Source organism: Limnohabitans sp. MORI2, assembly GCF_027925025.1.
GTDB lineage: Bacteria > Pseudomonadota > Gammaproteobacteria > Burkholderiales > Burkholderiaceae_C > Limnohabitans.
Genome location: NZ_AP027058.1, coordinates 399,015 through 424,281 on the forward strand (window position 1 = coordinate 399,015; position 25,267 = coordinate 424,281).

Below are 25,267 nucleotides of genomic sequence, written 5' to 3' on the forward strand. Positions count from 1 at the left end.
GAATTAAACTCATTCAATATGAGTATTAAAGAGTTATCTTTTGCGATCCGACGTGTGGCTATCGCGCTGTTGTGTTTAGTGGTCGTGATGTGGGTCACGCCATTGGGCATCAAGTGGTTGCTGGTGCAGCAACTCCATCACGTTTTGCACCGCGAGGTGATGGTGCAGGCTGTGCATCTGCATCCTCTGTCTTTGTCACTCAGGGTGGACGGGTTGTCTGTCAAAAACACCGATGGCAGTGAGTGGGTGGGTTGGCAGAGTCTGACGGTGGATGTGTCAGCCAAGTCTTTTCTCCAACGCGCGTTGGTGCTGGATGCCCTCACGGTACAAAGTCTGCGTGTGTCTGTGGTGCATTTAGGCCAAGGTCGCTTTGATTTTTCAGACTTGTTGCAAAGCGATTCGCAGGAACGCACAACCACCAAATTACCTCCGTTTGTTTTGCACGAGTTGACGATTCATGATGGTCGTATCCGTTTGGAGGATCGGCCCTTTGAACGCACGCACACCGTTGAGTATTTCGAATTGATGTTGCCGCTTGTCAGCAGCCTATCTGGCGAAAATGGTTTCACACTGAAGCCTGAGTTATCGGCCGTCTTCAATGGCGCGCCTGTGCATTTGACCGGACATGTGCGACCGTTGGCTGATGCGCCTGACGGCGTGTTGGCGTTGTCGGTGGCGGCTTTTGATCTATCAGCGTTGCAGGCGTATGTACCTCAGACCTTGCCCCTGCGTTGGGTCCGTGGCAAATGGCGTGCTGATTTGAAGCTTCAGTTCAGCGATGCACCAGATCGTTTGGCCTTGCTGCTCAATGGAACGTCGCAACTGCAAGATGTGGTGATCAACGATGTGCACGATCGTGCCTTACTGTCATTCAAAACCTTGGCCATGTCATTGAGTCCTAGTGACGTCTTAGCGGGTCCTTTGCTGTTCAGTCAGGTGACGTTAGAGGCCCCTCAAATCGCGTGGCACATCAACCGAGACGGCAAACCCAATTGGATGGTTGGTGAGCCACTTGCTCAGCCTGAGCAGAGCACGCCGATCAAAACAAAGTCGCCTTTGGAAATGCAAGTCGCGCAGTTCAATCTGCGTCGTGGTGTCGCGATGTTTTCAGATGGGTCTGTCAAACCGGCCGTGCAAACGCGCATCACGGACATCAACGCTGAGATGACCAACATCAGCACACAGCCGGGCGCACAAGCCGAGCTGGCGCTCAAGGCGAACTTGGGCTCTGCTGCACCGTTGCAGTTGCAGGCGCGTGTACAGCCGCTCGACCTGACGGCCTTTTTGGATGCAAAGTTGCAGGTCAGTGGTATGGATCTCATCCAGTTTTCAGGTTATGCCCAAAAATATTTGGGTTACCCGATCCACCGAGGCAAGTTGTCGATGGACGCGAGTTACCGCATCCAAGACAAACAACTGCAAGCAGACAACCACGTCGTCATTGACCATTTGACTTTGGGCGAGCCAGTGTCAAGCCCACACGCGATTGATGCGCCGGTGTCTTTGGGGGTGTCGTTGCTCACAAACAGCAGCGGACAAATTGACATCGATTTGCCCATGTCGGGTGCGGTGGATGCGCCTGCGTTTTCGTTGGGTGGCTTGGTGGCTCAGACCATCGGCAATACGCTGGTCAAAGTCGTCACAGCGCCGGTGCGTGCCGTTGGAAGTTTGCTAGGGAGTGAGGACAAGGAGGACTGAGGTCGCACCCTCAGCCCAACATACGAATACGCTCCACATGCGCCAGTAACGAGCGCATGGCCACGGGCCACAAACGGGGTGGCACATCGTCGTAAGCCAGCTTCACCCAATCATCCATGCTGCCCTCGGGGTGCTGCTGCATGACTTTCAAAATTTTGGCTTCGCGTTTGAGGCGGTGGGCTTTGAGGTGGTTGATGCAAGCACGCGCATCGTGCGGCGCATCCCACAAGTTGCCCAGCACATAGCCGTGTGCAGGCAGGATGAATTCAATGCGGTCTTGCTCGCATGCGGTCAACAGTTTGTCGAGCGAGTTTAAGTAGTCGTTCATGTTGCCATCGGGCGGATCAATGACGGTGGTGCTGCCGTTGAGCACATGGTCGCCGCTGAACAACAAGCCGTCTTCTTCGAGCACCAAGCATAGGTGGTTGGCGGCATGGCCCGGTGTATGAATCACACGCAAGGTGTGCGTCACACCGTTGCCTTGCAAGATCAAGCGCTCACCATCGTCAAGCTCGCGGTCTGGGGTGAACTGGCTGTGTGCTCGCGCAGAGGTGTGTGAGGCCAGGCCCAAAACGGGGGGCGTGTGTCCATGTTGTGCACACAGGGCTTGCAGCGGTGCTGCCCCTGGTGAGTGGTCAGGGTGCGAATGCGTGCACACGATGTAGCGGATGTTGCCGCCAGCAGCACGCCACAAGCGGTCGAGGTGTTCGGCATCTTCGGGGCCAGGGTCGATGGCCGCGTAACCAGTGTCGGGGTCGCCCACCAAATAGCTGTTGGTGCCGGGGCCGGTCATCACGCCCGGGTTGGGGGCGGTGAGGCGCTGCACGTTTTTGAGCAGCAGCACGGGTTGGTCACTCACCCAATCCAGGTGATGCAGCATTTGTCCATCGGGGCAGGTGAGGGCGAGTTCACCAAATGGCCCCTCGTGCTCCATATAACGTTCTTCTTTACCGCCCAACCAACCTGCACGCGGACAGCTGGTGAACCAAGGTTGTTCGCTGGCGCAGTCCGCCAACACGCTGTCGACCGTGGCGTAGCATTGCATGCGCTCTAGGGTTTTGATGGTGGGGTAGATGATGAAGAAGTCGCCTTGGGCGTGGCGGCTCAGCGCTTCCGCAGGGCGTATCCACTCGGGTGCGAATTGTTCTTTCTCATCGGCCACGGGTGTTTGCGCGTCGGGCATGCGGGCTACCAAAAACGGCACATCAAAGCGACGAGGCAGGTCGCGGTCGGTGATCCAGTGGGCCAGCACAAACACTTCGTCAGCCGCGAGCGTTAGGCCGCGTGCTGCACACTGCTGGGCGAAATCGCCGCCGGAGGCTTTGCGGTCAAGCGCGGCAATGTCAGCCGCATTGGCCATTTGGCCGTTGGCGTGGCGGGCCAGCAAGATGCCAAGTTCTTCAAAGCTTTCGCGAATGGCGGCAATGGCTTGCGTGAGGTGCAAGTCACTTTGCGTAGCGCGGCGTTTGGCATGAGCGTGGGCCTGTGCATCCGCTGCGTCAATGCCACCGCCCGGGAACACATACGCGCCCGGTGCGAAGCTGGCCGTCATGGAGCGGCGGGTCATGAGCACTTCTAGGCCTTGCGGGCCATCGCGCAACAGCAGCACGGTCGCTGCTGACAGCAGGCGCGCAGGTTCTTTGTGAGGATGAAGGAGTTGGGTAGATCTAACCATTCGTGCATTATGAAGAAGCCAATTCGTTAAATCTTTTGATTACCGAGTATTTACCCTTGCGTAAAAGCCGTATGAAAGTTGGCCGTGTTCGCTATAACAATTTGCCCAAGACAACCATAAGGAGTGATTCACATGCAAAGACGCACTTTCAAAGCTGCCATCGGTTTGGCGCTGACGTTGACCGCACTTGCGATGCCACAGTGGGCCCATGCGCAAGCATGGCCAAGCAAGCAGCCCATCAAGATGGTGGCCGTGTTTCCGCCCGGTGGTTCGGTGGACCAAGTGGCTCGCATTTTGGGGCAGCAACTCAGCACGCAAATTGGTCAAAGTGTGATTGTGGAAAACCGTGGCGGTGCATCGGGTGCTATTGGTACGGCTGCTGTGGCGCAGTCTGCACCTGATGGGTATACCTTTGCCGTGGTGTTTGACACCCACGGTGTGAACCCCGCGCTCAATCCCAACTTGCCTTACGACAGCAAAAAAGATTTGGTGCCTTTGGTGTTGGTAGGCACATCGCCCATGGTGTTGGCGACGCACGTGAACTCTGAATACAAAACCTTCAAAGACGTGGTGGACGCTGCCAAGGCTAAGAAGAACGTGGGTTTTGGCTCCATCGGTAACGGTAGCTTGGGCCACTTGGCCATGGCCTTGCTGGGCAAGGATGCCAATTTGGAATGGACACACATTCCCTACAAAGGCGGTGGCCCCTTGATGAGCGATGCCATCTCAGGCCACGTGCCTTTGTCCATCGCTTCCGTCTTTGTGACCAAGCCCCACATCGACAGCGGTCGCATGCGCCCATTGGCCGTGACCACCAGCAAACGTGCCGCTGATTTGCCGAACGTGCCCACCATTGCCGAAAATGGCTACCCCGGCTTTGAGGCCCCTGCTTGGTGGGCTGTGTTGGCTCCCGCCAAAACACCGGCTGATGTGGTCAAGCGTATGAATGAAGAGCTCAACAAAGCGCTCAAGAACCCCGAAGTAGCTAAGAAGCTCGACGCGCAAGGCATTGACATCATGGGCGGCACAACAGCACAAGCAGCGGCATTCATTGACAAGCAAATGAACATTTGGTCCAAAGTAGTCAAAGACAACGGCATCAAGGCGGATTAACTTTTAATCGCGCCCTCCAACAAATAGGCCACCCAATTGGGTGGCCTATTTACATTCAGCGAGGGGGTTCGCCGTCGGGCGTAATTTGGAAGGCGCCTAAAAAGCGCGCCACCATGTTGTAGGCCGAGATGGCGATGGTGAGCTCCACCAGTTCGGTGGTGGTGAAGCGTGTTTGCATGGCGGCAAACAGCGCATCTTCAATTTTGGCATTGACTGTGAGTTGTGCGGCGTATTGCACCACCAAGCGTTCAATTTCGCCCAAGTCTGCATCGGTCACGGGCTGGCGAGCGTCGCCTTGCACCACGCGGTTCAAAGCGTCTAGCTCGGCTTGTGTGCCACCTGCTGTCAAAAAATCGGGTGCGTGGTGGTGGTATTCGTACTTGGCATCGGTCAACAGCGCCACGGTGCAAATGCCCAATTCGCAGAGCTTGCGGCTGGTGGGTAGACCCGTGCGCACATTCTTCATGTACACGTTCCAGCCACGTGCCACTGGCTCACTCCACAGCAGGGCTCGGTCGAGGTTGATCAGCTCACCGCCACGGCGGGCCAAGATGGCGTCGACCAAGTCTTGAGGTTGGTGTTTTTGTTCGGGGGTCCAAGCTGGAATGCGCATGTGAAACAGAGGTTGATTAACAAAGGGCCTGCAGGATAAACGCTAGCGCGCTCAAGAGCTGACCTTTGAGCGACAGCCTTTGCGTAGCCAAGGGGAATGCCAAGGCTCGCAAGCGCGTGTCGCGTGGTGTGCATCGTGGCCGATAATCAGCCCATGCGAATTCGCTTCACCAAAATGCAGGGCGCCGGCAACGACTTCGTGGTCTTGGACGAGACCACGGAGCGCTTGCACCTCACGCCCGCTCACTACCGCTTTCTGGCCGACCGCCACTTTGGCGTGGGCGCAGACCAAATTCTCACTGTGCGCCCCGCGCCGCAGCCTGACGTGGACTTTGAATACGTCATCCACAACGCCGATGGCGGCGAGGTGGAGCAGTGCGGCAATGGCTCACGCTGCTTTGTGCGCTTTGTGCGCGAACAGGGCCTGACCGACAAAACCACGGTGCGCGTCAAAGTGCATGGCGGTGTCATCACCTTGCAAGAGATGTCCGATGGTCAAGTGACGGTCGACATGGGGGCGCCCGTGTTTGATTTGCCACTAGTGCCCTTTGCACCCAAATACGCCGTGGCAATTAACGACACGCAATGGCAATTGCAACTGGGCAATGGTGACTCACCCAAAGTGGGCGTGGTGTCTATGGGTAACCCACATGCCGTGCAAGTGGTGGACGATGTGGACACTGCCCTCGTGTTGGAGCAAGGCCCTCTCATTGAAAACCATGCGGCTTTTCCTAAGCGCGTGAACGCGGGTTTCATGCAAGTGCTCAATCGCGGTGCCGTGCGCTTGCGCGTGTTTGAGCGCGGCGCTGGCGAAACCCTGGCTTGCGGCACAGGTGCATGTGCGGCGGTCGTCACCGGCATTCGCTGGGGCTTGCTTGATTCACGCGTGACGGTGCAAACCCACGGCGGCACACTCACCATTGAATGGCAGGGCGGCGACACATCTGTGCGCATGACTGGCCCTGCCACCACCGTCTTTCAAGGCGAAATCACTCTTCCAGACACTTTATGACCCACGCTGCTATGAACCCCATCACCGAAGACGACATTGCCAATTTCCTGGTGCATACGCCTGATTTTTTTGAGCGCCATGCCGAGCTGTTGTCAGCCGTCAAACTGACCAGCCCACACAGCCATCGTGCGGTGAGCTTGCAAGAGCGTCAAGCCGAAATGATGCGCGAAAAAATTCGCGTGCTCGAGCTGCGCATGATGGACATGATGCGCCACGGCACAGAAAACGAGGTGCTGATCGAGCGCATGCAACGCTGGGTCAAAACCTTGCTGATGACCAGCAATGCGCGCGATTTGCCGCACACCATTGCCGATCACATTCAACACGACTTCATGGTCCCGCAAGTGGCCATCAAGGTGTGGGGCGTGGGCGAGTCATTTCAAATTGAGCCTTTCGCACAAGGCGCGACAGATGCCATCAAAGAATTTGCTGCCACATTGGCCACACCCTATGTGGGCATCAACCACAACTTCGATGCGGTGCAGTGGTTGGCTGAGCCTGAGGCCGCGCAGTCGGTGGCCATCATCGCTTTGCGCGCCACACGCCCTGAGGACACGCCACAAACTGCCGCCGCACAACCCGTGATTGGCTTGTTGGTGTTGGCCTCGCCCGACCCACAGCGCTACTACGAAGGCATGGGTACCACCATCATCGAGCGCATGGGTGACTTGGCCAGCGCAGCGCTCTCACATCTCCGTTAAAAACTACGCATTCAAAGCACATGGACCTGGTCGCCCGCTACCTCGACCACGTTCGCTTTGAAAAGCGCTTGGCTGAGCGTACCGTCACGCTCTACAGCCTCGACCTAGAAAAACTCACCGACTACGCAGACCAAGCCAATGTGGCACTCGAAGCGGTGCAAAGTACACACATCCGTCGTTGGGTGGCACAGATGCACAGCGGTGGCCGCAGCGGACGCGGCATTGCGCTCATCCTCTCGGGCTGGCGAGGTTTTTATGTGTGGCTCGGCCGTCAAGGCTTGGTCAGTAGTAACCCCGTGCAAGATGTGCGTGCGCCTAAAGCCCCAAAGCCTTTGCCCAAAGCACTGAGCGTGGACGATGCTGTGCAATTAGCCGAATACAAAACGCCATATGACGCAAGCGATCCTTGGCTAGACTGCCGCGACGCTGCACTGGTGGAACTGCTGTACGGCTGTGGCCTGCGCGTGGGCGAATTGGTTGGCTTAGATGTGCAAGCGGGCGCACAAGCCAAAGGCTGGATCGATTTTGAAGGCGGCGAAGCCCACGTACTGGGTAAAGGCAGCAAACGCCGCAGCGTGCCTGTGGGTGGCAAAGCTTTAGAAGCCATGCAAGCTTGGATAGCCGTGCGCGAGCAAGGCCTAACCCCCGCCACTGCCGAACAAACCGCGATGTTCATTGGTCGCAACGGCACGCGCCTGACCGCGCAAGCTGTGTGGCAGCGCTTGCGTCAGCGCAGCTTGAAAGCGGGGTTGTCTACGCCCGTGCATCCGCACATGCTGCGTCACTCATTTGCCAGCCATGTGCTGCAGTCCAGCCAAGATTTGCGCGGGGTGCAAGAGTTGCTGGGCCACGCCAACATCACCACCACGCAGGTGTATACGCGGTTGGATTTTCAGCATTTGGCCAAAGCGTATGACGCGGCGCACCCGAGGGCGCGTAAAAAATAATCAAGGGTTTGGATGGCTTGGCGCTTCCCAATCTGCTGGGATCCAAAGCAAATCGGCGGCGTTGGCTTTGATGCGCTGACGCGTGTTGCCCACAAATGCCCAATCAACCATGAGTGCGCTGAGCTGAAACCTCAAAAGTCTTGGCTCTGCCCACGTTGAGCGGGTCACCAGACAAAGTTGTCCATCTTCTGGCCGGATGCAACTGATGGAAAGCCAGCCATTTTCTTTGCTCAAACCGCGCTCACTGTGATTTTTGAATGAGGGATGACTGTAAAAGTGACAGATTTTTAAAAGTAATTTGCGATCAATATATTTTTGAGTTTCGATCAATGAGGCAAGCGGCCATCTCTGCCGCGACAATCAAAGCAATGAAAACCATCAAACTCAAAGCAGGCAAAGAACGCTCGGCCCTGCGCCGTCACCCTTGGATTTTTGAAGGCGCGATTGCCAAAGGCGGTGGCGACTCGGGCGAGACAGTGCGTGTGGAGAGCGCTGAGGGGCAGTTCTTGGGCTGGGCCTCGTTCAGCCCCAACTCCAAAATCCGTGCGCGCATTTGGAGCTTTGACGAAAAGCAACGCATTGACGCTTCGTTTTTCAAAGCCTCCATCGCCCGTGCCATTGCAGCGCGCAGCCGTTTTGACATTCAAAGCAACGGCGTGCGGCTGATTCACGGTGAGTCCGATGGTCTGCCCGGCCTCATCGTCGACCGTTATGGCGACATCTTGGTGGCCGCGTTTTTGTCGTGCGGTACGGAGCGCTGGAAAAGCGTGATTGCCGACGAGTTGCTGGCGCAAACGGGCTTAACGAAACTCTACGAACGCTCAGACGCCAACGTGCGCCAACTCGAAGGCTTGCCCGAAGTCACGGGCTGGTTGCGCGGCAAGGGCGAGACTGGCGTGGTGCTGCGCGAACACGAATGGCAGCTGTCGCTCGATGTGGCCGAAGGGCACAAGACGGGGTTTTATTTAGACCAGCGCGACAGCCGCAAGAAGTTTGCCGACTATGCCAAGCGTTTGCAGTTTCAGCGCGTGCTCAACTGCTATTGCTACACCGGTGGCTTCACGGTGGCCGCTTTGGCGGGCGGTGCGGTGCATGTGACGTCTATCGACTCGTCCGGCCCCGCCATTGAACTGGCCAAAGCCAATGTGGCTTTGAACGGTTTTGATGCCACGCGCACGACCATGATGGATGCGGATGTGAATGCCTCTTTGCGGCAATTCATTCAAGAGAGGCGTACGTTTGACGCCATCGTGCTCGATCCGCCCAAGTTCGCGCCCACAGCCGCGCATGCCGACCGTGCGGCACGGGCCTACAAAGACATCAACCGTTTGGCGTTCAAGCTGTTGGAGCCAGGTGGTGTGTTGTTCACCTACAGCTGCTCGGGCGGCATCAGCGCTGACTTGTTTCACAAAATCGTGGCCTCGGCGGGCACGGATGCGGGCGTGGACGGCTACATCAGCGAGCGCATGCAGGGCGCCCCCGACCATCCCATGACTCTGACCTTCCCTGAGGGCGAATACCTCAAGGGCTTGGTGGTCATCAAAGCGGCGACGCTGGCCTGAGCAGCCAGCTCGGCGACAATAGCGCGTTAATGAAGTTGTTTCTACAAGGTTACTTTTTATGTTGATCCCCGCCACCATCCTGACCGGCTTTTTGGGCTCGGGCAAAACCACGCTGCTCAAGCGCGTGTTGACCGAAGCACATGGCCAAAAAATTGCCGTCATTGAAAACGAGTTTGGCGAAGAAAACATCGACAACGAGATCTTGGTGTCTGACACCAACGAGCAAATCATTCAGATGAACAACGGCTGCGTGTGCTGCTCGATCCGCGAAGACTTGCGCACCACATTGCAACTGTTGGCCGCTAAAAAACGCAAAGGCTTGCTCGATTTTGAGCGTGTGGTGATTGAAACCACTGGCCTCGCCGACCCCGGCCCTGTGGCGCAAACCTTTTTCATGGACGACGAAATTGCTGAGAGCTTTTTGCTTGACTCCATCTTGACCTTGGTCGACGCCAAGCACGCCGCCCAGCAGCTGAATGACCGCCAAGAAGCGCGCCGCCAAGTGGGCTTTGCCGACCAAATCTTCATCAGCAAGGCTGATCTCGTATCACCTGCCGAGCTAGATGCGTTGCAACACCGCTTGAAGCACATGAACCCACGCGCGCCACAAAAAGTGGCGCATTTCGGTGAAGTGTCTTTGAGCGAGGTGTTTGACCTGCGTGGCTTCAACTTGAACGCCAAGCTCGACATCGATCCCGACTTCTTGTCGGACGACGACCACCATCACCACCATGGCGAACACTGCGACCACCCTTCGCACAAGCATGACCATTCACATGGCCACGATCATGCGCACGGCGAACATTGCGACCATGACCATGTGCATGATGAGCATTGCAACCACGGTCACCATCACCACCATGATGATGACGTGAAGAGCTTTGTCTACAAGACCAAGCGCAAGTTCGATCCTGCCAAGCTGGAAGACTTTTTGGGCGCCATCGTCAACATCTATGGCCCCAAGATGCTGCGCTACAAAGGCGTGCTCAATATGAAAGGCACTGAAAAGAAGGTGATCTTCCAAGGCGTGCACCAGTTAATGGGCAGTGATTTAGGCCCCGATTGGGCCGAAGGCGAAGAGCGCATCAGCAAGATGGTGTTCATTGGTATTGATTTGCCGAAAGACATCTTGGTGCAAGGCCTTGAGCAATCTCTGGTTTGATGAGTTTTGTCAGTTTTAACTAATTTATTGAACCCTTGGGGATTGTGGCTACAATCCCGCGCGCCAGACCCTGCCAATGCATCCGCCTTGGCTGAGGCCGCGAGGAGACCCACAGTGAACGCTAAATCCAAGAAACCCGCTTCTAAGAAGCCTGTTCCCGCCAAGAAGGCGGCTAAGACAGTTGCAACGCCTAAAGCGGTTGCGAAGAAGGTCGTGAAAAAACCTGTGGCGGCTAAGCCCTCCGCAAAGTCTGCCAAGCCCGCAGCCAAGCCTGTGGCTAAGAAGGCTGCACCTGCTAAGTCGGTTGCTAAGAAGGTGGTTGCTAAGAAGGCTCCAGCTAAAAAGCCAGTGGCTTCTAAAGCAACGCCGAAGACCGCACCTAAAAAGGTGGTTGCTAAGAAGGTGGCTGCACCTGCTAAAAAGGCCGTCGCCAAGAAAGCGCCTGCCAAAGTGGTGAAAGCACCTGCAAAAGCAGTCAAAGCAACGGCTAAGCCCGTTGTCAAGAAGGCAGCAGCAAAGACAGCCGTCAAAGTAGCAGTCAAGGCCTCGCCAAAAGCAGCACCTAAGGTTTCAGCGAAAGCTGCTCTAGCCAAAAAGGCCCCAGCAGCCAAACCCACGCCCGCTAAAGCGCCTGTGGTCAAAGCAGCCAAGCCTGCCAAAGAACCAAAAGCCAAAGTGGTGGCCGCACCTGCACCTGTGGTGCATGTGACGCCCATCATTCCTGGTTACACCCCTGTGGTGCACAAGAAAAACTCCAGAGCCGCCAAGATGGCAGCTTTGGTTCCACCCCCGCCAGCTCAAGTGGTTGCGTCCAATGCAGCCAAAAACAGCTTTATGCCGATGACGGCACCTACTGCTCCAACTATTGTTCCCGTGATACCTAAAAAAGACGCCAAGCTTGCTAATAACTGGAAGACCAAAACGGCCGACCAACTGACCGATGCAGAAATCATCGCCATGCCTGACAGCGAGTACATGAACGCCACCCAAATGGCTTTCTTCCGACTCAAACTCGTGCAATTGAAAAACGAAGTGCTCAGCAATGCCAGTGAAACCACAGAGCATCTGCGTGAAGACACCGTGGTGGTGCCTGATCCAGCTGATCGCGCCACGATTGAAGAAGAGCACGCCTTGGAATTGCGTACACGCGACCGCGAACGCAAGTTGCTCAAGAAGATTGAGCAGTCCATTCAGCGCATCGACGATGGCGACTATGGCTACTGCGACGAAACTGGTGAAGCCATCGGTGTGGGCCGTTTGTTGGCTCGCCCAACGGCCAGTTTGTCGCTCGAAGCACAAGAGCGTCGCGAAATCAAGCAGCGTATGTTTGGGGATTGATGGCCAAAACGCCAAAAATCCTCAAAAAGCAGGTCCTTGGACCTGCTTTTTTTATGCCTTTTTTTCTTCATAAGCCACTTTTAGTGCCTTTTCTAAGTGCTTCATTTATAACGTTTTTTAACCTCTTGATTGCATCTCGAAATCGCTGTAAGTTGTTGATTTCATTGAAAAAATTCCCAATTTAGTCGTTCAGAACCTGTTTTCCTGCTACAGTGCAAATAAGTGCAATTAAGTGGTGAAAAGTGCCTTAAGTGCTTTCGCCGCTGGTTGTTTGTTTTGTTTGCTCGTGGAAAAAGGGTCGCCAACGTGTTTCAGGGCGCTTCATCGCTGAGTCTCGACGCCAAAGGTCGTCTGTCGGTGCCAACCAGGCATCGCGACGTCTTGAGCGCGACTGCGGCTGGGCAGCTCACCATCACGCGTCACCCCCACGGCTGTTTGATGATCTTTCCACGCACCGAGTGGGAGAAGTTCCGTGAGCGCATTGCCTCTCTGCCGATGAGTGCGCAATGGTGGAAACGTATCTTCTTGGGCAATGCGATGGATGTGGAGATGGATGGCACAGGTCGTGTCCTCATCTCGCCTGAGCTGCGCACGGCAGCGGGCATTAGCAAAGACACCATGTTCTTGGGTATGGGTAACCACTTTGAACTTTGGGACAAGGCGACGTACGACGAGCAAGAAGCCCAAGCCATGCAGGGCGAGATGCCCGATGTGTTCAAGGAATTCTCTTTTTAAAGGATGACGGTGGACACGCCATGGCAGCACACCACCGTCCTACTCAGCGAAGCTGTCGATGCACTCGACATCAAGCCGGACGGTACCTACGTAGATGCGACCTTTGGTCGCGGTGGGCATTCCCGTCTCATCTTGTCCAAGCTCTCGCCGCAGGGGCGTTTGATCGCCTTCGACAAAGACCTCGATGCCATTGCCGAGGCCAACACCATTCAAGACCCACGCTTTTCAATTCGCCACCAAGGCTTCACGCACCTGGGCGAGTTGGATGCGGCGTCGGTCGACGGCGTGCTGATGGATTTGGGGGTGAGCTCACCCCAGATCGACAACCCAGCACGCGGTTTTTCATTTCGAAACGATGGTCCTTTGGACATGCGCATGGACACCACCCGTGGCCAGAGCGTGTCCGAGTGGCTAGCCGAGGCAGAAGTCCAACACATGGCGGAGGTGATACGTGAATACGGCGAAGAACGGTTTGCTTTACAGATTGCAAAGGCGATTGATGCTCGCCGACAAGAACGGGGCGTGCCTACATCCACCGCTGAATTGGCCCAGCTCGTGGCTGACACGGTCAAAACCCGCGAGCCGGGCAAGGACCCTGCAACGCGCACATTTCAGGCTTTTCGGATTTTCATCAATGCCGAGCTTGAGGAGTTGCAACAAGCGCTGAGCGCTTCGTTGCAAGTCTTACGCCCCGGAGGTCGATTGGCTGTGATCAGTTTCCATTCCTTGGAAGACCGCATCGTCAAGCAATTCATCACGCAACATTCGCGTGAGGTGTATGACCGCCGTGCGCCTTTTGCGGCACCCAAGGTGATGGACTTCAAAGCGATTGATCGCATCAAGCCCAGCGCGGCCGAGGTGGAGGGAAACCCCCGCTCACGCAGTGCCATCATGCGCGTGGCTGAACGGTTAGGAGCTGGCGCATGAGTCGCGTGAGCTTGCTCCTCATGATCGCGGTCATGGCCAGTGCGTTGTACTTGGTGCGCACACAGTACGAGTCGCGCTCGCTCACAACAGAGATTGACCGTGCCACCAGTTTGGCGCGTAACCTAGAAACAGAAAACGATCGCTTGGATGTAGAGCGCCGTGCGCAGGCCACGCCTGTGCGTGTTGAAAAATTGGCGCGTGAGCAATTGCACATGCGCACCATCACGCCGGCCATCACCCAATACGCCACCATCAAAGCAGGTGCTGAGACATCAGTTGCGCCAGTTGCTTCTGCGGAGGTGAGGCCATGACCAACCGCAGCGTGCAATACACCTCTAGCCCTTTGTTGGCAAGCAAGACGCCGATCTGGCGCAGTCAGTTCATTGTGGCTGTGATTGCGGCTGGCTTCTTGGCATTGGTGGTGCGCGCGGCTTATGTGCAGGTCATCGATAACGCCTTTTTTAAACGACAAGGTGCGGTCCGCTTCGTGCGCACCTTGGACTTGCCAGCGAACCGAGGACGCATCCTGGACCGCCACGGCAATATCTTGGCCTCCAGTGTGCCGGTGCCAAGTATTTGGGCCAATCCAGAGGATATTGAGCGCGACCCTGTCAAGCTCAAGGCGTTGGCCAAGTTGCTGGGCATGAGCCCTGCAGATCTGGAAAAGAAGCTGCAAGACGAAGACAAAACCTTTGTGTGGCTCAAACGTCAAGTTGATGAGTCGGTGGCGAAAGACATTGCGGCGCTCAAGATCAAAGGCGTTTACGACCGTAAAGAGTACAAGCGCATCTACCCCGAAGGTGAATCGGTTGCCCATGTGGTGGGATTTACGAATGTCGAAAACTTGGGTCAAGAAGGTGTAGAGCTCACCTTCAACCAAGCGTTGGGTGGCAAGGCTGGCTCGCGTCGCGTGATCAAAAACCGTCTGGGTCAGGTGGTTGAGGATATTGGCGAAATGGTGCCGCCTGTGGATGGTGAAGATTTGCAACTGAGCATAGACAGCAAGGTTCAATATTTCGCTTACGAAAAAATCAAAGAATCCGTGGTCAACAACAAGGCCGTGGCTGGCAGCGTGGTTGTGCTGGATATCAAAACGGGTGAGGTATTGGCCTTGGTCAATTACCCCAGTTACTCGCCGGGCAAACGGGGTAGCCTGAGTGGTGCGCAGCTTCGCAACCGAGCCCTCACCGATACGTTTGAACCAGGATCCACCATGAAACCACTCGTGGTGGGTTTGGCTTTGGAGAAGGGCATTGTCAAGCCTGAGACCTTGATTCAAACCGCGCCTGGCAAATTGCAAATGGGCACGGCCACCATTACCGATGCGCATCCACACGGTGTGCTGAGTGTGAATGAAGTGATTCAAAAATCCAGCAACGTGGGCACGGTGAAGATCGCCATGCAAATGCAGCCTCACGATATTTGGGAGATGTTCACGCAAGTGGGTTTGGGACAAAAACCCCAAGTGCCGTTCCCAGGTGCGGTTGCTGGCAAAGTGCGCGCCTACAAAACATGGCGTCCGATTGAGCAAGCCACCATGAGCTATGGCTACGGGCTATCGGCCAGTTTGTTTCAGTTGGCGCAGGCCTATACCGTGTTTGCACACGATGGCGAGATGGTGCCCATGAGTTTGGTTAAAACCAACCAAGCGGTGGTCAGCGGCGCGCGCGTGTTGTCCTCTCAAAATGCAGCCGCCATTCGCAACATGCTGCACATGGTCACCATCCAAGGCGGTACCGCACCGAAGGCGCAAACCATGGGCTACTCGGTCGGTGGCAAAACCGGTACCGCGCACAAGGTCGAAGGCAAGGGCTACGCGAGCAAAAAATACCGTGGCTTCTTTGTTGGCATCGCACCCATCGACAACCCACGCATCGTGGTGGCGGTGATGGTGGATGAGCCGACCAATGGTGCTTACTTCGGTGGCGATGTGGCTGCACCGGTGTTCAGTCAAACCGTGCAACAAACCTTGCGCATGATGGGTGTGCAGCCCGACATGGCGGTCAAGCCCCAAGTGGTGACCAAAGTTGAGAAGGAGTCGTTTTGATGAAGCGACTGCATAGCCCTCAAGACACCGCACAGTGGCTGCGCACCCAAGTGCGCGGCATGCTGCACACCGACAGCCGTCGTGTGAGCGATGGTGATGGCTTCATCGCTTGGCCCGGTGGTGTGACGGACGGTCGTCAGTTTGTGGCCTCTGCATTGAAGCAGGGCGCGACAGCCTGTGTCGTGGAGCACTCAGGCGCTGACGCATTTGCGTGGACTGACTGCGACGCTATTGCTACTTATGACGGCTTGAAAGCCGCCAGTGGTTTGATTGCTGCAGCGTATTACGAACAACCCAGCCAAGCGTTGGACGTGGTGGCCATCACGGGCACCAATGGCAAAACATCCACCGCATGGTGGTTGGCGCATGCCCTGCAAAACGGAGGCAAGCGCTGTGCCATCGTGGGCACCTTGGGTGTGGGTGAAGTTGGTCATCTCGAAGTGACGGGTATGACCACGCCTGACCCCGTGTTGTTGCAAGCCCGTTTGCGCGATATGGTGAATGCCGGCGTGAAGGCCTGCGCGATTGAGGCGTCATCCATCGGTTTGGCCGAACACCGCTTGGACGGCACGCAGGTGCGTGTGGCCATGTTCACCAATTTCACCCAAGACCATTTGGACTACCACGGCAGCATGGACAGCTACTGGCAGGCCAAGCTGGCTTTGTTCAGCTGGACAGGTTTGCAAGCGACGGTGATCAATGTGGACGATGCCAAAGGCTCTGCCTTGGCTGCGCAACTGCAAGCACGCGCTAAAGCGCCAAGTGTTTGGACAGTATCGTGTGTGGCAGATTCAAGCGAACAGGCGTCAGCTCAACACATCGTGGCTCGACACATCCAACACGGCACAACAGGCTTGTGCTTTGATGTGACAGAGGGCGATGAAGTGCACGCGCTTCAAACCCATTTGGTTGGTCATTACAACGTGAGCAATGTGTTGGGTGTCATCGCTTGTTTGCGCGCCTTGGGCTATAGCTTGGCTGATGCCGTGCAAGCTTGCCGTGTGTTGCCAGCCGTGCCAGGCCGCATGCAAACCGTGGGCGAAGCGGGCGAGCCTTTGGTCGTGATTGATTACGCACACACGCCAGATGCGGTGGCGCAAGCCGTACAAGCATTGTTGCCACTCGCGCAGTCACGCGGTGGCGAACTGACCTGCGTGTTGGGTTGCGGTGGTGACCGCGATGTCGCCAAGCGTCCCTTGATGGCCGCAGCCGCTGAGCAATACGCACAGCAGGTGGTGTTGACCAGCGACAACCCACGCAGCGAAGACCCGCAAACAATTTTGAATCAGATGTTGGCTGGCGTACAAAACGCAGACAAAGCCATCGTCATTGCCGACCGTGCGCAAGCGATTGCGCAAACGGTGCAGCACGCACGCGCACAAGATGTGGTGTTGGTCGCAGGCAAAGGCCACGAGGATTACCAAGAAATTGCAGGCGTCAAACATCCGTTCAGCGATGTTCAACACGCACGCGATGCGTTGCTTCGTCGCGCTAAGCAGGAGGCGGCCCATGTCTGAGATGAACCTCAGCTTGAAGCAAATCAGCCAGTGGCTCAGCGGCGCACAGCTGGTGGGTGATGCCGCCTTGACGGTTCAACGCATCAACACCGACAGCCGCACCTGCCAAGCGGGCGACTTGTTTGTGGCCTTGAAAGGTGAGCGCTTTGATGCCAACGACTTTTTGCCGCAAGTGGCCACCAGCGGTGCTACTGCTGCTTTGGCTACACACGGTTTGACCGAAGCCAAGCTCGCGGGTGTGCAAGTGAGCGACACGCGCATCGCATTGGGGCAGCTGGCCAAAGGATGGCGCAGCCAATTCAAGCTGCCCATCATTGCGGTGACTGGCAGCAACGGCAAAACCACCGTGACCCAAATGATTGCCAGCATCTTGCGTGCAGGCTTTGGTGACGACGCGTTGGCCACACAAGGCAACCTCAACAACGATATTGGCGTACCGCAAACCCTGTTGCGTATGCGCGCGCATCACCGCAGTGCGGTGGTGGAGTTGGGCATGAATCACCCTGGTGAAATTGCAGGTCTGGCTGACATGACCCAAGCCACCGTGGCCTTGGTCAACAACGCTCAGCGCGAACACCAAGAACACATGAACAGCGTGGATGCCGTGGCCCAAGAAAACGGCCAAGTCATTCTGGCTTTGCCCGCCAACGGCGTGGCGGTGTTCCCCGCTGACGACACCTACACCGCGCAATGGCAAGCCATGGCTGGTGCACGTGCCACCTTGTGTTTCTCGCTCGCGCCCCACAGCAGCGCACCTGTGCGTTTGCAAAGCGCCGCGTGGCAGCAAGACCATTGGGCGGTCGTGGCCCACACGCCTGCGGGTGACTTGCATGTGCAACTGCACATTGCCGGTCGTCACAACATTGGCAACGCTCTGGCCGCTACCGCTTGTGCACTTGCCGCAGGTGTGTCGCTTGATGTGATTGCACAAGGCCTTAGTCAGTTTGAACCTGTCAAAGGCCGCTCACGCGCCTTGAGTGTGACGTGCCAAGGCCGCACCATCACCGTGGTGGACGACACCTACAACGCCAACCCCGACTCGGTACGTGCCGCCATCGATGTGTTGGCCGACCTGCCTGCGCCACGTTTGCTGGTGCTTGGCGACATGGGCGAAGTGGGCCAGCAAGGCCCCGAGTTCCACCAAGAGGTGGGCGCGTATGCCAAAGCCCAAGGCATTGACCACGTGTTGTGCTTGGGCGACTTGGCGGTGCACACCGCACAAGCCGTGGGCGCTGCGGCGCAGCACATGGCTGACATCGACACCCTCAACGCTGAGATGACCAAGCTGTTGCCGCACATGGGCAGCGTGCTCGTCAAAGGCTCGCGTTTTATGAAGATGGAACGCGTGATCGACGCCATTCTTCAATGTGATTCATCTAAAAAGGAGGCTGCACCATGCTGCTGACCTTGGCCCAATGGCTGCAAACTTTGTCGCCAGACTTTGGCTTTTTCCGCGTGTTTCAGTACATCACCTTCCGTGCGGTGATGGCGGCATTGACCGCATTGCTGATTGGTTTGATCGCAGGCCCCGCTGTGATTCGTGGCCTAGCCGCTTTGAAAATTGGCCAGCCCATTCGCGAGTACGCAATGGAAACCCACTTGACCAAGAGCGGCACGCCCACCATGGGCGGCGTGTTGATTTTGATTGGCATCGCCATCTCCACATTGCTGTGGGCTGATTTGTCCAACCGCTTTGTCTGGATCGTGATGATCGTCACCTTTGGCTTTGGTGCCATTGGTTGGGTGGACGATTGGCGCAAGGTCGTCAACAAAGACCCAGAGGGCATGCGCTCACGCGAGAAGTACATGTGGCAATCGATCATCGGTTTGGTGGCAGCGCTGTACATGGTGTTCAGCATTTCTGAGAGCAACAACTACAAAGTCGCTGAACTATTTATCTCGTGGGTGAAATCTGGTTTTGATGTGGACTTGCCACCCAAAGCCGGTTTGATGGTGCCTTTCTTTAAAGAAATCACTTATCCATTGGGCGTGTTTGGCTTTGTCATCATGACCTACTTGGTCATTGTGGGGTCGAGCAATGCGGTGAACTTGACCGATGGTTTGGATGGCTTGGCCATCATGCCGGTGGTGATGGTGGGCTCGGCCTTGGGCGTGTTTGCCTATGTCACGGGCAGCGCGGTGTATTCCAAATATTTGTTCTTCCCGCACATCCCAGGTTCGGGTGAGTTGCTCATCTTCTGTGCAGCCATGGCGGGTTCTGGTTTGGCGTTTTTATGGTTCAACACCCACCCTGCGCAAGTGTTCATGGGCGATGTAGGTGCGCTTGCTTTGGGTGGTGCGCTCGGCACGATTGCCGTCATCGTGCGTCAAGAAATTGTGCTCGCCATCATGGGTGGCATTTTTGTGGTGGAAGCTTTGTCGGTCATGCTGCAAGTGACTTACTTCAAGTACACCAAAAAGAAATATGGCGAAGGCCGCCGCATTTTGAAGATGGCGCCTTTGCATCACCACTTTGAGAAAAGCGGCTGGAAAGAAACCCAAGTCGTCGTGCGTTTTTGGATCATCACCATGCTGCTGTGCTTGGTGGGTCTGTCTACTTTGAAGCTGAGATAAGACGATGCAAGTACTCCACAACCAATCGGTGCTGATTCTGGGCTTGGGTGACTCCGGCCTAGCGATGGCGCGTTGGTGCGCACGCCATGGTGCGCAAGTGAAAGTCGTGGACACACGCGAGCAGCCACCGCATTTGGCGGCATTGCAAGCAGAGTTGCCGGCTGTGAAATTTGTGCACGGCGCGTTTGACGCAAACTTGGTTGAAGGTCAAGACGTGCGTGCGGTGTTCAAGAGCCCAGGCTTGAGCCCCGAGTCAGTCGCGCCCGTCTGGAATGCAGCCGTGGCAGCTGGTTTGTGGGTGGGCACTGAGCTGACCTTGTTTGCGCAAGCGCTGAGCGATTTGCAAGAGAGCATGGCGTATCACCCCAAGGTGTTAGCCATCACAGGTACCAACGGCAAAACCACCGTGACCTCGTTGACAGGCCAGTTGCTGGAGCGCGCAGGCAAGCGCGTGGCCGTGGCAGGCAATATTGGCCCGACGCTCTTGGATACCTTGTCGCAAGCACTCGATCAAGCGGCCAATGAGCAAGCCGCAGCTGATGCGCTGGCGGCTCAAGAAGCTGAGGCGCTGGCTGCTGATGAAGCTTTGGCCGAGCAAGCACGTCTTGAGCTAGAGGCCAAAGAAAAAGCTGCGGCTGCACAAGCTGCACAAATGGCATTGGATGCTGAAGAAGCCCTCGCGCAAGAAACAGCAGCTCAGGGCGACACTGAATCTCAAATGGCACTGGCGGATACGGATGCTGAGCAAGCTGCAACTGTTGCAGCCGCAGATGACGAGCCGTTCGAAGTGGACTTACCACCCCTCGTGCCACCACCTCCACCACCTGCAGACCATCCGTATCTGCCACAGGTGTGGGTGTTGGAGTTGTCGAGCTTCCAGTTGGAAGGCGTGGACAATTTCGAACCCACTGCAGCTGCGGTGCTCAACCTCACTCAAGACCACCTCGACTGGCACGGCAGCATGGACGGCTACGCCGCCGCCAAAGCCCGCATTTTTGGCAAGCGTGGTGTGATGGTGCTCAACCGCGAAGACGCAGCTGTGATGGTCATGTTGGACAGTGCCCCTGTTGAGGTGGCAGAAGCTGTAGCCAAACCTTCTCGTGCGAAGGCGCCCAAAGTTCAAGTGCGTGCGCATCTCACCTTTGGTGGAGACCTGCCACAACGCCCAGGCGACTATGGCATCGAAACCGTCAATGGCATGACATGGCTGGTGCGTGCACTCGAGGCGGACGAAACCCGCAAGCGCAAAAAAGACGACGAAGAAGAAATTCACATCCAACGCCTGATGCCCGCCGATGCGCTGCGCATCCGTGGTCGCCACAACGCGCTTAATGCCTTGGCGGCTTTGGCCTTGGCAGGGAACGCTGGTGGCGACTTGGCCCCAATGTTGTTTGGTTTGCGTGAATACCAAGGTGAGCCACACCGTGTGGAGCCAGTCACTGTGCTCAACGGCGTGGAATATTTTGACGACAGCAAAGGTACCAACGTGGGCGCCACTGTGGCGGCCTTGCATGGCCTTGGTGTCGATCGTCGCTTGGTGGTTATCTTGGGTGGCGATGGCAAAGGGCAAGACTTTGCGCCTTTGAGCGAGCCCGTTGCGCGTTATGCGCGTGCAGTGGTGTTGATTGGCCGCGATGCCCCCGCTTTGCGCGAGGTGTTGCAGCACAGCGGGGTGACCTTGTTAGATGCAGCCACTTTGGAAGACGCCGTCAAGCTGTGTAGCGAGCAAGCCCACTCGGGTGATGCCGTGTTGTTGTCGCCCGCTTGCGCGAGCATGGACATGTTCCGCAACTACGCGCAGCGCGCTGAAGTGTTTGTGAGTGCGGTGAACCATTTGGTTGAAGAAGCAGGAGGCATGGTGTGACTGAAGCCGTGACGCCTGAAAAAGTCTCGTTCATGCAACGCATGAAGCTGCGCATGGGCCATCTTTTGGCAACCGAGCCAGAGCGTGGGATGGATGCTTTGCCCGTGCGTGTGCACGGCACTGAGTTTGCACGCACAGCGGCTTCGCCCGTGCATGTCAAAGGCTTTGATCAACCCTTGGTGTGGGTCACATTTGCATTGCTCATGTTTGGCTTGGTGATGGTGTACTCAGCCTCCATTGCGATTCCTGATAACCCACGCATGGGGGCGGGCTACACCCAAACGCATTTCTTGTTGCGTCATGCACTGTCATTGTTTGTGGCTTTCGTGGCTGCTTTGTTGGCATTCCAAATTCCGCTCAATACATGGGAGCGCATTGCGCCATGGGTGTTCATTGCCTCGATCGTGTTGTTGATCGCGGTGTTGATTCCGCTCATTGGCAAGTCGGTCAACGGCGCACGACGCTGGATTGGCCTGGGCTTCATGAACTTTCAACCTTCTGAACTGGCCAAGTGGGGCGTGTTGTTGTATGCCGCCAACTACATGGTGCGCAAGATGGATGTGAAAGAGAACTTCTTCGCTGCTGTGACGCCCATGGGCGCTGCGGTGGCGGCTGTGGGCTTGCTCTTGTTGTCTGAGCCAGACATGGGTGCCTTCATGGTGATCGCTGTGATTGCGATGGGTATCTTGTTCTTGGGTGGCGTGAACGCACGCATGTTCTTCTTGATCGCCGCTGCGTTGGTGGGCGTGTTTGGCTTGATCATCGCTACCTCTGAGTGGCGTCGCGAGCGCATCTTTGCATACCTCGATCCTTGGAGCATGGAGCATGCGCTGGGTAAGGGTTACCAGTTGTCGCATTCGTTGATTGCGATTGGGCGTGGCGAAATATTTGGTGTGGGTTTGGGCGGCAGTGTTGAAAAACTGCATTGGTTGCCCGAAGCACACACCGACTTTTTGATGGCTGTGATTGGCGAAGAGTTTGGCTTTGTGGGGGTCGTGGCGATCATCGCCATGTTCATGTGGCTCACACGTCGCATCATGTACATCGGTCGACAAGCCATTGCGATGGACCGTGTGTTTGCCGGCTTGGTCGCACAAGGCGTGGGTATTTGGATTGGCTTTCAATCCTTCATCAACATGGGCGTGAACTTGGGGGCTCTGCCAACCAAGGGCTTGACCTTGCCCCTCATGAGCTATGGTGGTTCTGCGATTTTGTTGAACCTCATTGCCATTGCCGTGGTATTGCGTGTGGACTTTGAAAACCGTGTGGTGATGCATGGAGGGCGACTATGACGCTCAATACACGCACCGCACTCATCATGGCAGGCGGCACTGGCGGCCATATCTTTCCGGGCTTGGCTGTGGCTGAACAATTGCGCATTCACGGTTGGAATGTGCATTGGCTCGGTGCGCCCGAGCCCAGCATGGAAAGCCAGTTGGTACCCCCTCGTGGCTTTGCCTATGAGACCGTTCATTTCGGTGGCGTGCGTGGCAAAGGTGTCAAAACCTTGGCATTGCTGCCTTTCAAGTTGTTGCGTGCCTTCTGGCAGAGCCTGTGCGTGGTGCGACGCGTGAAACCTGATGTGGTGGTGGGGCTTGGTGGTTACATCACCTTCCCAGCCGGGATGATGGCCGTGTTGTGCGGCAAGCCTTTGGTCTTGCACGAGCAAAACTCAGTGGCTGGTATGGCCAACAAAGTGTTGAGTGGTGTGGCGGACCGTGTGTTCAGTGCCTTCCCAAATGTGTTGTCAAAAGCCGAATGGGTGGGTAACCCCATGCGCGACGGCTTTATGAAGCAGCCCGAGCCTGCGCAACGTTTTGCTGATCGCACAGGCCCGCTGCGTGTGTTGGTGGTGGGGGGCAGTTTGGGTGCACAAGCACTCAACACCGTGGTGCCGCAAGCCCTAGCCAAGATTCCGCACGACCAACGGCCCATCGTGACCCACCAAAGTGGCGCGAAACAAATTGACGCCTTGCGTGCAGCGTATGAAGAAGCGCGCGTGCAAGCTGAGTTGACCCCGTTCATTGAAGACACCGCACAGGCCTTTGCCGATGCGGATGTGGTGATTGCTCGCGCGGGTGCTAGCACTGTGACCGAACTTGCCGCTGTCGGCGCGGCTGCCATTTATGTGCCGTTCCCCCATGCAGTGGACGACCACCAAACCACCAACGCCCGCTTTGTGGTGGATGCAGGTGGTGGTTGGTTGATGCCACAACAAGAACTGAAAGCCCAAGACTTGGCTGACCGTTTGCAATTCATGACGCGCCGCACTTTGTTGGCATGTGCCGAGAAGGCGTATGCCGTGCGTCAAGTGGACGCGGTGGATCAAGTGGTGGCCGCTTGCGAGCAGCTCGCAGCGAAAGGAAAAAAACAATGAAACACGCCATTCGTCACATCCATTTTGTCGGCATCGGCGGCGCGGGCATGAGCGGCATCGCTGAAGTGCTGTTGAACTTGGGCTATGCCGTGTCAGGTTCTGATTTGTCAGACAGCGCAGCCTTGAAACGCTTGCAAAGTTTGGGCATTCAAACCCATGTGGGTCACGATGCCAAAAACATTGCGGGTGCCGATGCGGTGGTCACGTCCACTGCGGTGCACGCAGACAACCCTGAAGTGGTGGCGGCACACGCCAAGCTCATTCCTGTCGTGCCACGCGCTGTGATGTTGGCTGAGTTGATGCGCCTCAAAACCGGCGTGGCGATTGCCGGTACACACGGCAAAACCACCACCACCAGCTTGGTGGCCAGTGTGTTGGCCGAAGCCGGCATGGACCCCACCTTTGTGATTGGTGGCAAGCTCAACAGCGCAGGCGCGAATGCCAAGCTGGGCTCGGGTGACTACATCGTGGTGGAGGCCGACGAGTCAGACGCCTCGTTCTTGAACCTCTTGCCCGTGATGGCGGTTGTCACCAACATCGACGCCGATCACATGGACACCTATGGCCATGACTTCAACAAGTTGAAAGGCGCGTTCATCGAGTTCTTGCACCGCATGCCCTTCTACGGCGCCGCCATTTTGTGCACCGACGATGTGGCAGTGCGCAGCATCTTGCCCGAGGTGTCACGCCCCATCACCACCTACGGTTTCAACGAAGATGCGCAAGTGCGCGCGGTGAATGTGCGTGCAGACAACGGCCGCATGTGCTTCACGGTACAACGCCGCAACGGCGTGACTTTGCCCGACCTTGACATCACACTCAACTTGGCGGGCGAGCACAACGTACTCAATGCCTTGGCGGCGATTGCAATTGCGGTTGAGCTGAACGTGCCCGATGAAGCTTTGCAAAAAGCCCTGGCCGAGTTCAAAGGCGTCGGCCGCCGCTTTCAGCGCCATGGCGATGTGGCTGCCAAGAGTGGTGGTGAGTTCACCCTCATTGAAGACTATGGACACCACCCTGTGGAAGTGGCCGCCACCTTGGCTGCGGCCCGTGGGGCGTTCCCTGGCCGTCGCTTGGTGTTGGCCTTCCAGCCGCACCGCTACACCCGCACGCGTGACTGCTTTGAAGACTTTGTGCAAGTCATGGGCCGCGCCGATGTGTTGTGGCTCTCAGAAATTTACGCCGCAGGGGAAGCACCCATTCCCGCTGCCGATGGTCGCGCACTGTCACGCGCCATGCGTGTGGCGGGCCACGAGGCCTTGGTGTTCGTGGATGACATTCAAAACATGGCCCAAGTCATTGCCGACAACGCCCAAGCGGGTGATGTGGTGATGTGCATGGGCGCAGGCTCAATTGGCCAAGTGCCAGCCAAAGTGCTAGAGCTAGTGCAACAACGTAAGAGTTAA

22 protein-coding genes are annotated in these 25,267 nt (G+C 56.6%); 19 read left to right on the top strand and 3 right to left on the bottom strand.

The window, feature by feature from the left end:
• Positions 1-18: 18 nt before the first annotated feature.
• A complete protein-coding gene (locus tag QMG27_RS02060; RefSeq protein ID WP_281812665.1) occupies positions 19-1,698 on the top strand; it encodes a DUF748 domain-containing protein in 1,680 nt (559 codons plus the stop codon).
• A gap of 10 nt (positions 1,699-1,708) precedes the next feature.
• On the opposite strand, the gene QMG27_RS02065 is transcribed toward QMG27_RS02060, so the two are convergent.
• The gene (locus QMG27_RS02065) at positions 1,709-3,373 is read right to left on the bottom strand and encodes an MBL fold metallo-hydrolase (RefSeq protein WP_281812667.1); all 1,665 of its coding nucleotides are present in this window, start codon (positions 3,371-3,373) and stop codon (positions 1,709-1,711) included.
• Positions 3,374-3,505: 132 nt separating this feature from the next.
• Here QMG27_RS02065 and QMG27_RS02070 point away from each other — a divergent pair, with 132 nt between their 5' ends.
• Positions 3,506-4,486, top strand: a complete 981-nt coding sequence (locus tag QMG27_RS02070; RefSeq protein WP_281812669.1) for a tripartite tricarboxylate transporter substrate binding protein — start codon at positions 3,506-3,508, stop codon at positions 4,484-4,486.
• A 55-nt stretch (positions 4,487-4,541) separates the two neighbouring features.
• Here the strand turns inward: QMG27_RS02070 and QMG27_RS02075 are convergent, their stop codons facing one another.
• Entirely contained in the window at positions 4,542-5,099 is a 558-nt protein-coding gene (locus QMG27_RS02075; RefSeq protein ID WP_281812671.1) for a carboxymuconolactone decarboxylase family protein, read from the bottom strand.
• Between the two features lie 153 nt (positions 5,100-5,252).
• Between QMG27_RS02075 and dapF the strand changes: the two genes are divergently transcribed.
• Genes dapF through QMG27_RS02090 form a run of 3 tightly spaced genes read left to right on the top strand, consistent with a single transcriptional unit; the run spans position 5,253 to position 7,758 of the window.
• Entirely contained in the window at positions 5,253-6,110 is an 858-nt protein-coding gene (gene dapF / locus QMG27_RS02080) for a diaminopimelate epimerase (protein WP_281812673.1), read from the top strand.
• Entirely contained in the window at positions 6,107-6,811 is a 705-nt protein-coding gene (locus QMG27_RS02085; protein WP_281812675.1) for a DUF484 family protein, read from the top strand. Before dapF ends, QMG27_RS02085 begins: the two co-directional genes overlap by 4 nt.
• 20 nt (positions 6,812-6,831) lie before the next feature.
• Entirely contained in the window at positions 6,832-7,758 is a 927-nt protein-coding gene (locus QMG27_RS02090; protein WP_281812677.1) for a tyrosine recombinase XerC, read from the top strand.
• Here QMG27_RS02090 and QMG27_RS02095 read toward each other — a convergent pair whose 3' ends face one another.
• Complete coding sequence (locus tag QMG27_RS02095; RefSeq protein WP_281812678.1) at positions 7,759-8,088, bottom strand: hypothetical protein; 330 nt, start codon at positions 8,086-8,088, stop codon at positions 7,759-7,761. It lies immediately after the preceding gene.
• Positions 8,089-8,126: 38 nt separating this feature from the next.
• Between QMG27_RS02095 and QMG27_RS02100 the strand changes: the two genes are divergently transcribed.
• The 14 genes from QMG27_RS02100 to murC all read left to right on the top strand — a co-directional run bounded on the left by QMG27_RS02100 (position 8,127) and on the right by murC (position 25,267).
• Positions 8,127-9,320 (top strand): class I SAM-dependent methyltransferase, encoded by a 1,194-nt coding sequence (locus QMG27_RS02100; RefSeq protein WP_281812680.1) that lies wholly within the window; start codon positions 8,127-8,129, stop codon positions 9,318-9,320.
• 58 nt (positions 9,321-9,378) lie between these two features.
• Positions 9,379-10,482, top strand: coding sequence for a GTP-binding protein (locus QMG27_RS02105; RefSeq protein WP_281812682.1), 1,104 nt, complete (start codon positions 9,379-9,381; stop codon positions 10,480-10,482).
• 114 nt (positions 10,483-10,596) lie between these two features.
• The gene (gene dksA, locus QMG27_RS02110; RefSeq protein ID WP_281812684.1) at positions 10,597-11,820 is read left to right on the top strand and encodes an RNA polymerase-binding protein DksA; all 1,224 of its coding nucleotides are present in this window, start codon (positions 10,597-10,599) and stop codon (positions 11,818-11,820) included.
• A 306-nt stretch (positions 11,821-12,126) separates the two neighbouring features.
• Positions 12,127-12,555 carry a division/cell wall cluster transcriptional repressor MraZ gene (gene mraZ / locus QMG27_RS02115; protein WP_281812686.1) on the top strand — a complete coding sequence of 143 codons (429 nt, stop codon included), beginning with the start codon at positions 12,127-12,129 and terminating at the stop codon, positions 12,553-12,555.
• Positions 12,556-12,564: 9 nt separating this feature from the next.
• Positions 12,565-13,482 (top strand): 16S rRNA (cytosine(1402)-N(4))-methyltransferase RsmH, encoded by a 918-nt coding sequence (gene rsmH / locus QMG27_RS02120; protein ID WP_281812687.1) that lies wholly within the window; start codon positions 12,565-12,567, stop codon positions 13,480-13,482.
• Complete coding sequence (ftsL, locus tag QMG27_RS02125) at positions 13,479-13,793, top strand: cell division protein FtsL (protein WP_281812689.1); 315 nt, start codon at positions 13,479-13,481, stop codon at positions 13,791-13,793. The genes rsmH and ftsL overlap by 4 nt, the downstream gene beginning before the upstream one ends.
• On the top strand, positions 13,790-15,529 hold the full coding sequence (locus QMG27_RS02130) for a penicillin-binding protein 2 (protein ID WP_281812691.1): 1,740 nt from the start codon (positions 13,790-13,792) through the stop codon (positions 15,527-15,529). Before ftsL ends, QMG27_RS02130 begins: the two co-directional genes overlap by 4 nt.
• Complete coding sequence (locus QMG27_RS02135) at positions 15,529-17,046, top strand: UDP-N-acetylmuramoyl-L-alanyl-D-glutamate--2,6-diaminopimelate ligase (RefSeq protein ID WP_281812693.1); 1,518 nt, start codon at positions 15,529-15,531, stop codon at positions 17,044-17,046. The genes QMG27_RS02130 and QMG27_RS02135 overlap by 1 nt, the downstream gene beginning before the upstream one ends.
• On the top strand, positions 17,039-18,451 hold the full coding sequence (gene murF, locus QMG27_RS02140; RefSeq protein WP_281812695.1) for a UDP-N-acetylmuramoyl-tripeptide--D-alanyl-D-alanine ligase: 1,413 nt from the start codon (positions 17,039-17,041) through the stop codon (positions 18,449-18,451). The genes QMG27_RS02135 and murF overlap by 8 nt, the downstream gene beginning before the upstream one ends.
• Positions 18,442-19,620, top strand: coding sequence for a phospho-N-acetylmuramoyl-pentapeptide-transferase (mraY, locus tag QMG27_RS02145; RefSeq protein ID WP_281812697.1), 1,179 nt, complete (start codon positions 18,442-18,444; stop codon positions 19,618-19,620). The genes murF and mraY overlap by 10 nt, the downstream gene beginning before the upstream one ends.
• A gap of 4 nt (positions 19,621-19,624) precedes the next feature.
• Positions 19,625-21,484 (top strand): UDP-N-acetylmuramoyl-L-alanine--D-glutamate ligase, encoded by a 1,860-nt coding sequence (gene murD / locus QMG27_RS02150; protein WP_281812699.1) that lies wholly within the window; start codon positions 19,625-19,627, stop codon positions 21,482-21,484.
• Positions 21,485-21,516: 32 nt separating this feature from the next.
• Entirely contained in the window at positions 21,517-22,776 is a 1,260-nt protein-coding gene (gene ftsW, locus QMG27_RS02155) for a putative lipid II flippase FtsW (RefSeq protein WP_281814476.1), read from the top strand.
• Positions 22,773-23,861, top strand: coding sequence for an undecaprenyldiphospho-muramoylpentapeptide beta-N-acetylglucosaminyltransferase (gene murG, locus QMG27_RS02160; protein WP_281812701.1), 1,089 nt, complete (start codon positions 22,773-22,775; stop codon positions 23,859-23,861). Before ftsW ends, murG begins: the two co-directional genes overlap by 4 nt.
• Positions 23,858-25,267, top strand: a complete 1,410-nt coding sequence (gene murC / locus QMG27_RS02165; protein WP_281812703.1) for a UDP-N-acetylmuramate--L-alanine ligase — start codon at positions 23,858-23,860, stop codon at positions 25,265-25,267. The genes murG and murC overlap by 4 nt, the downstream gene beginning before the upstream one ends.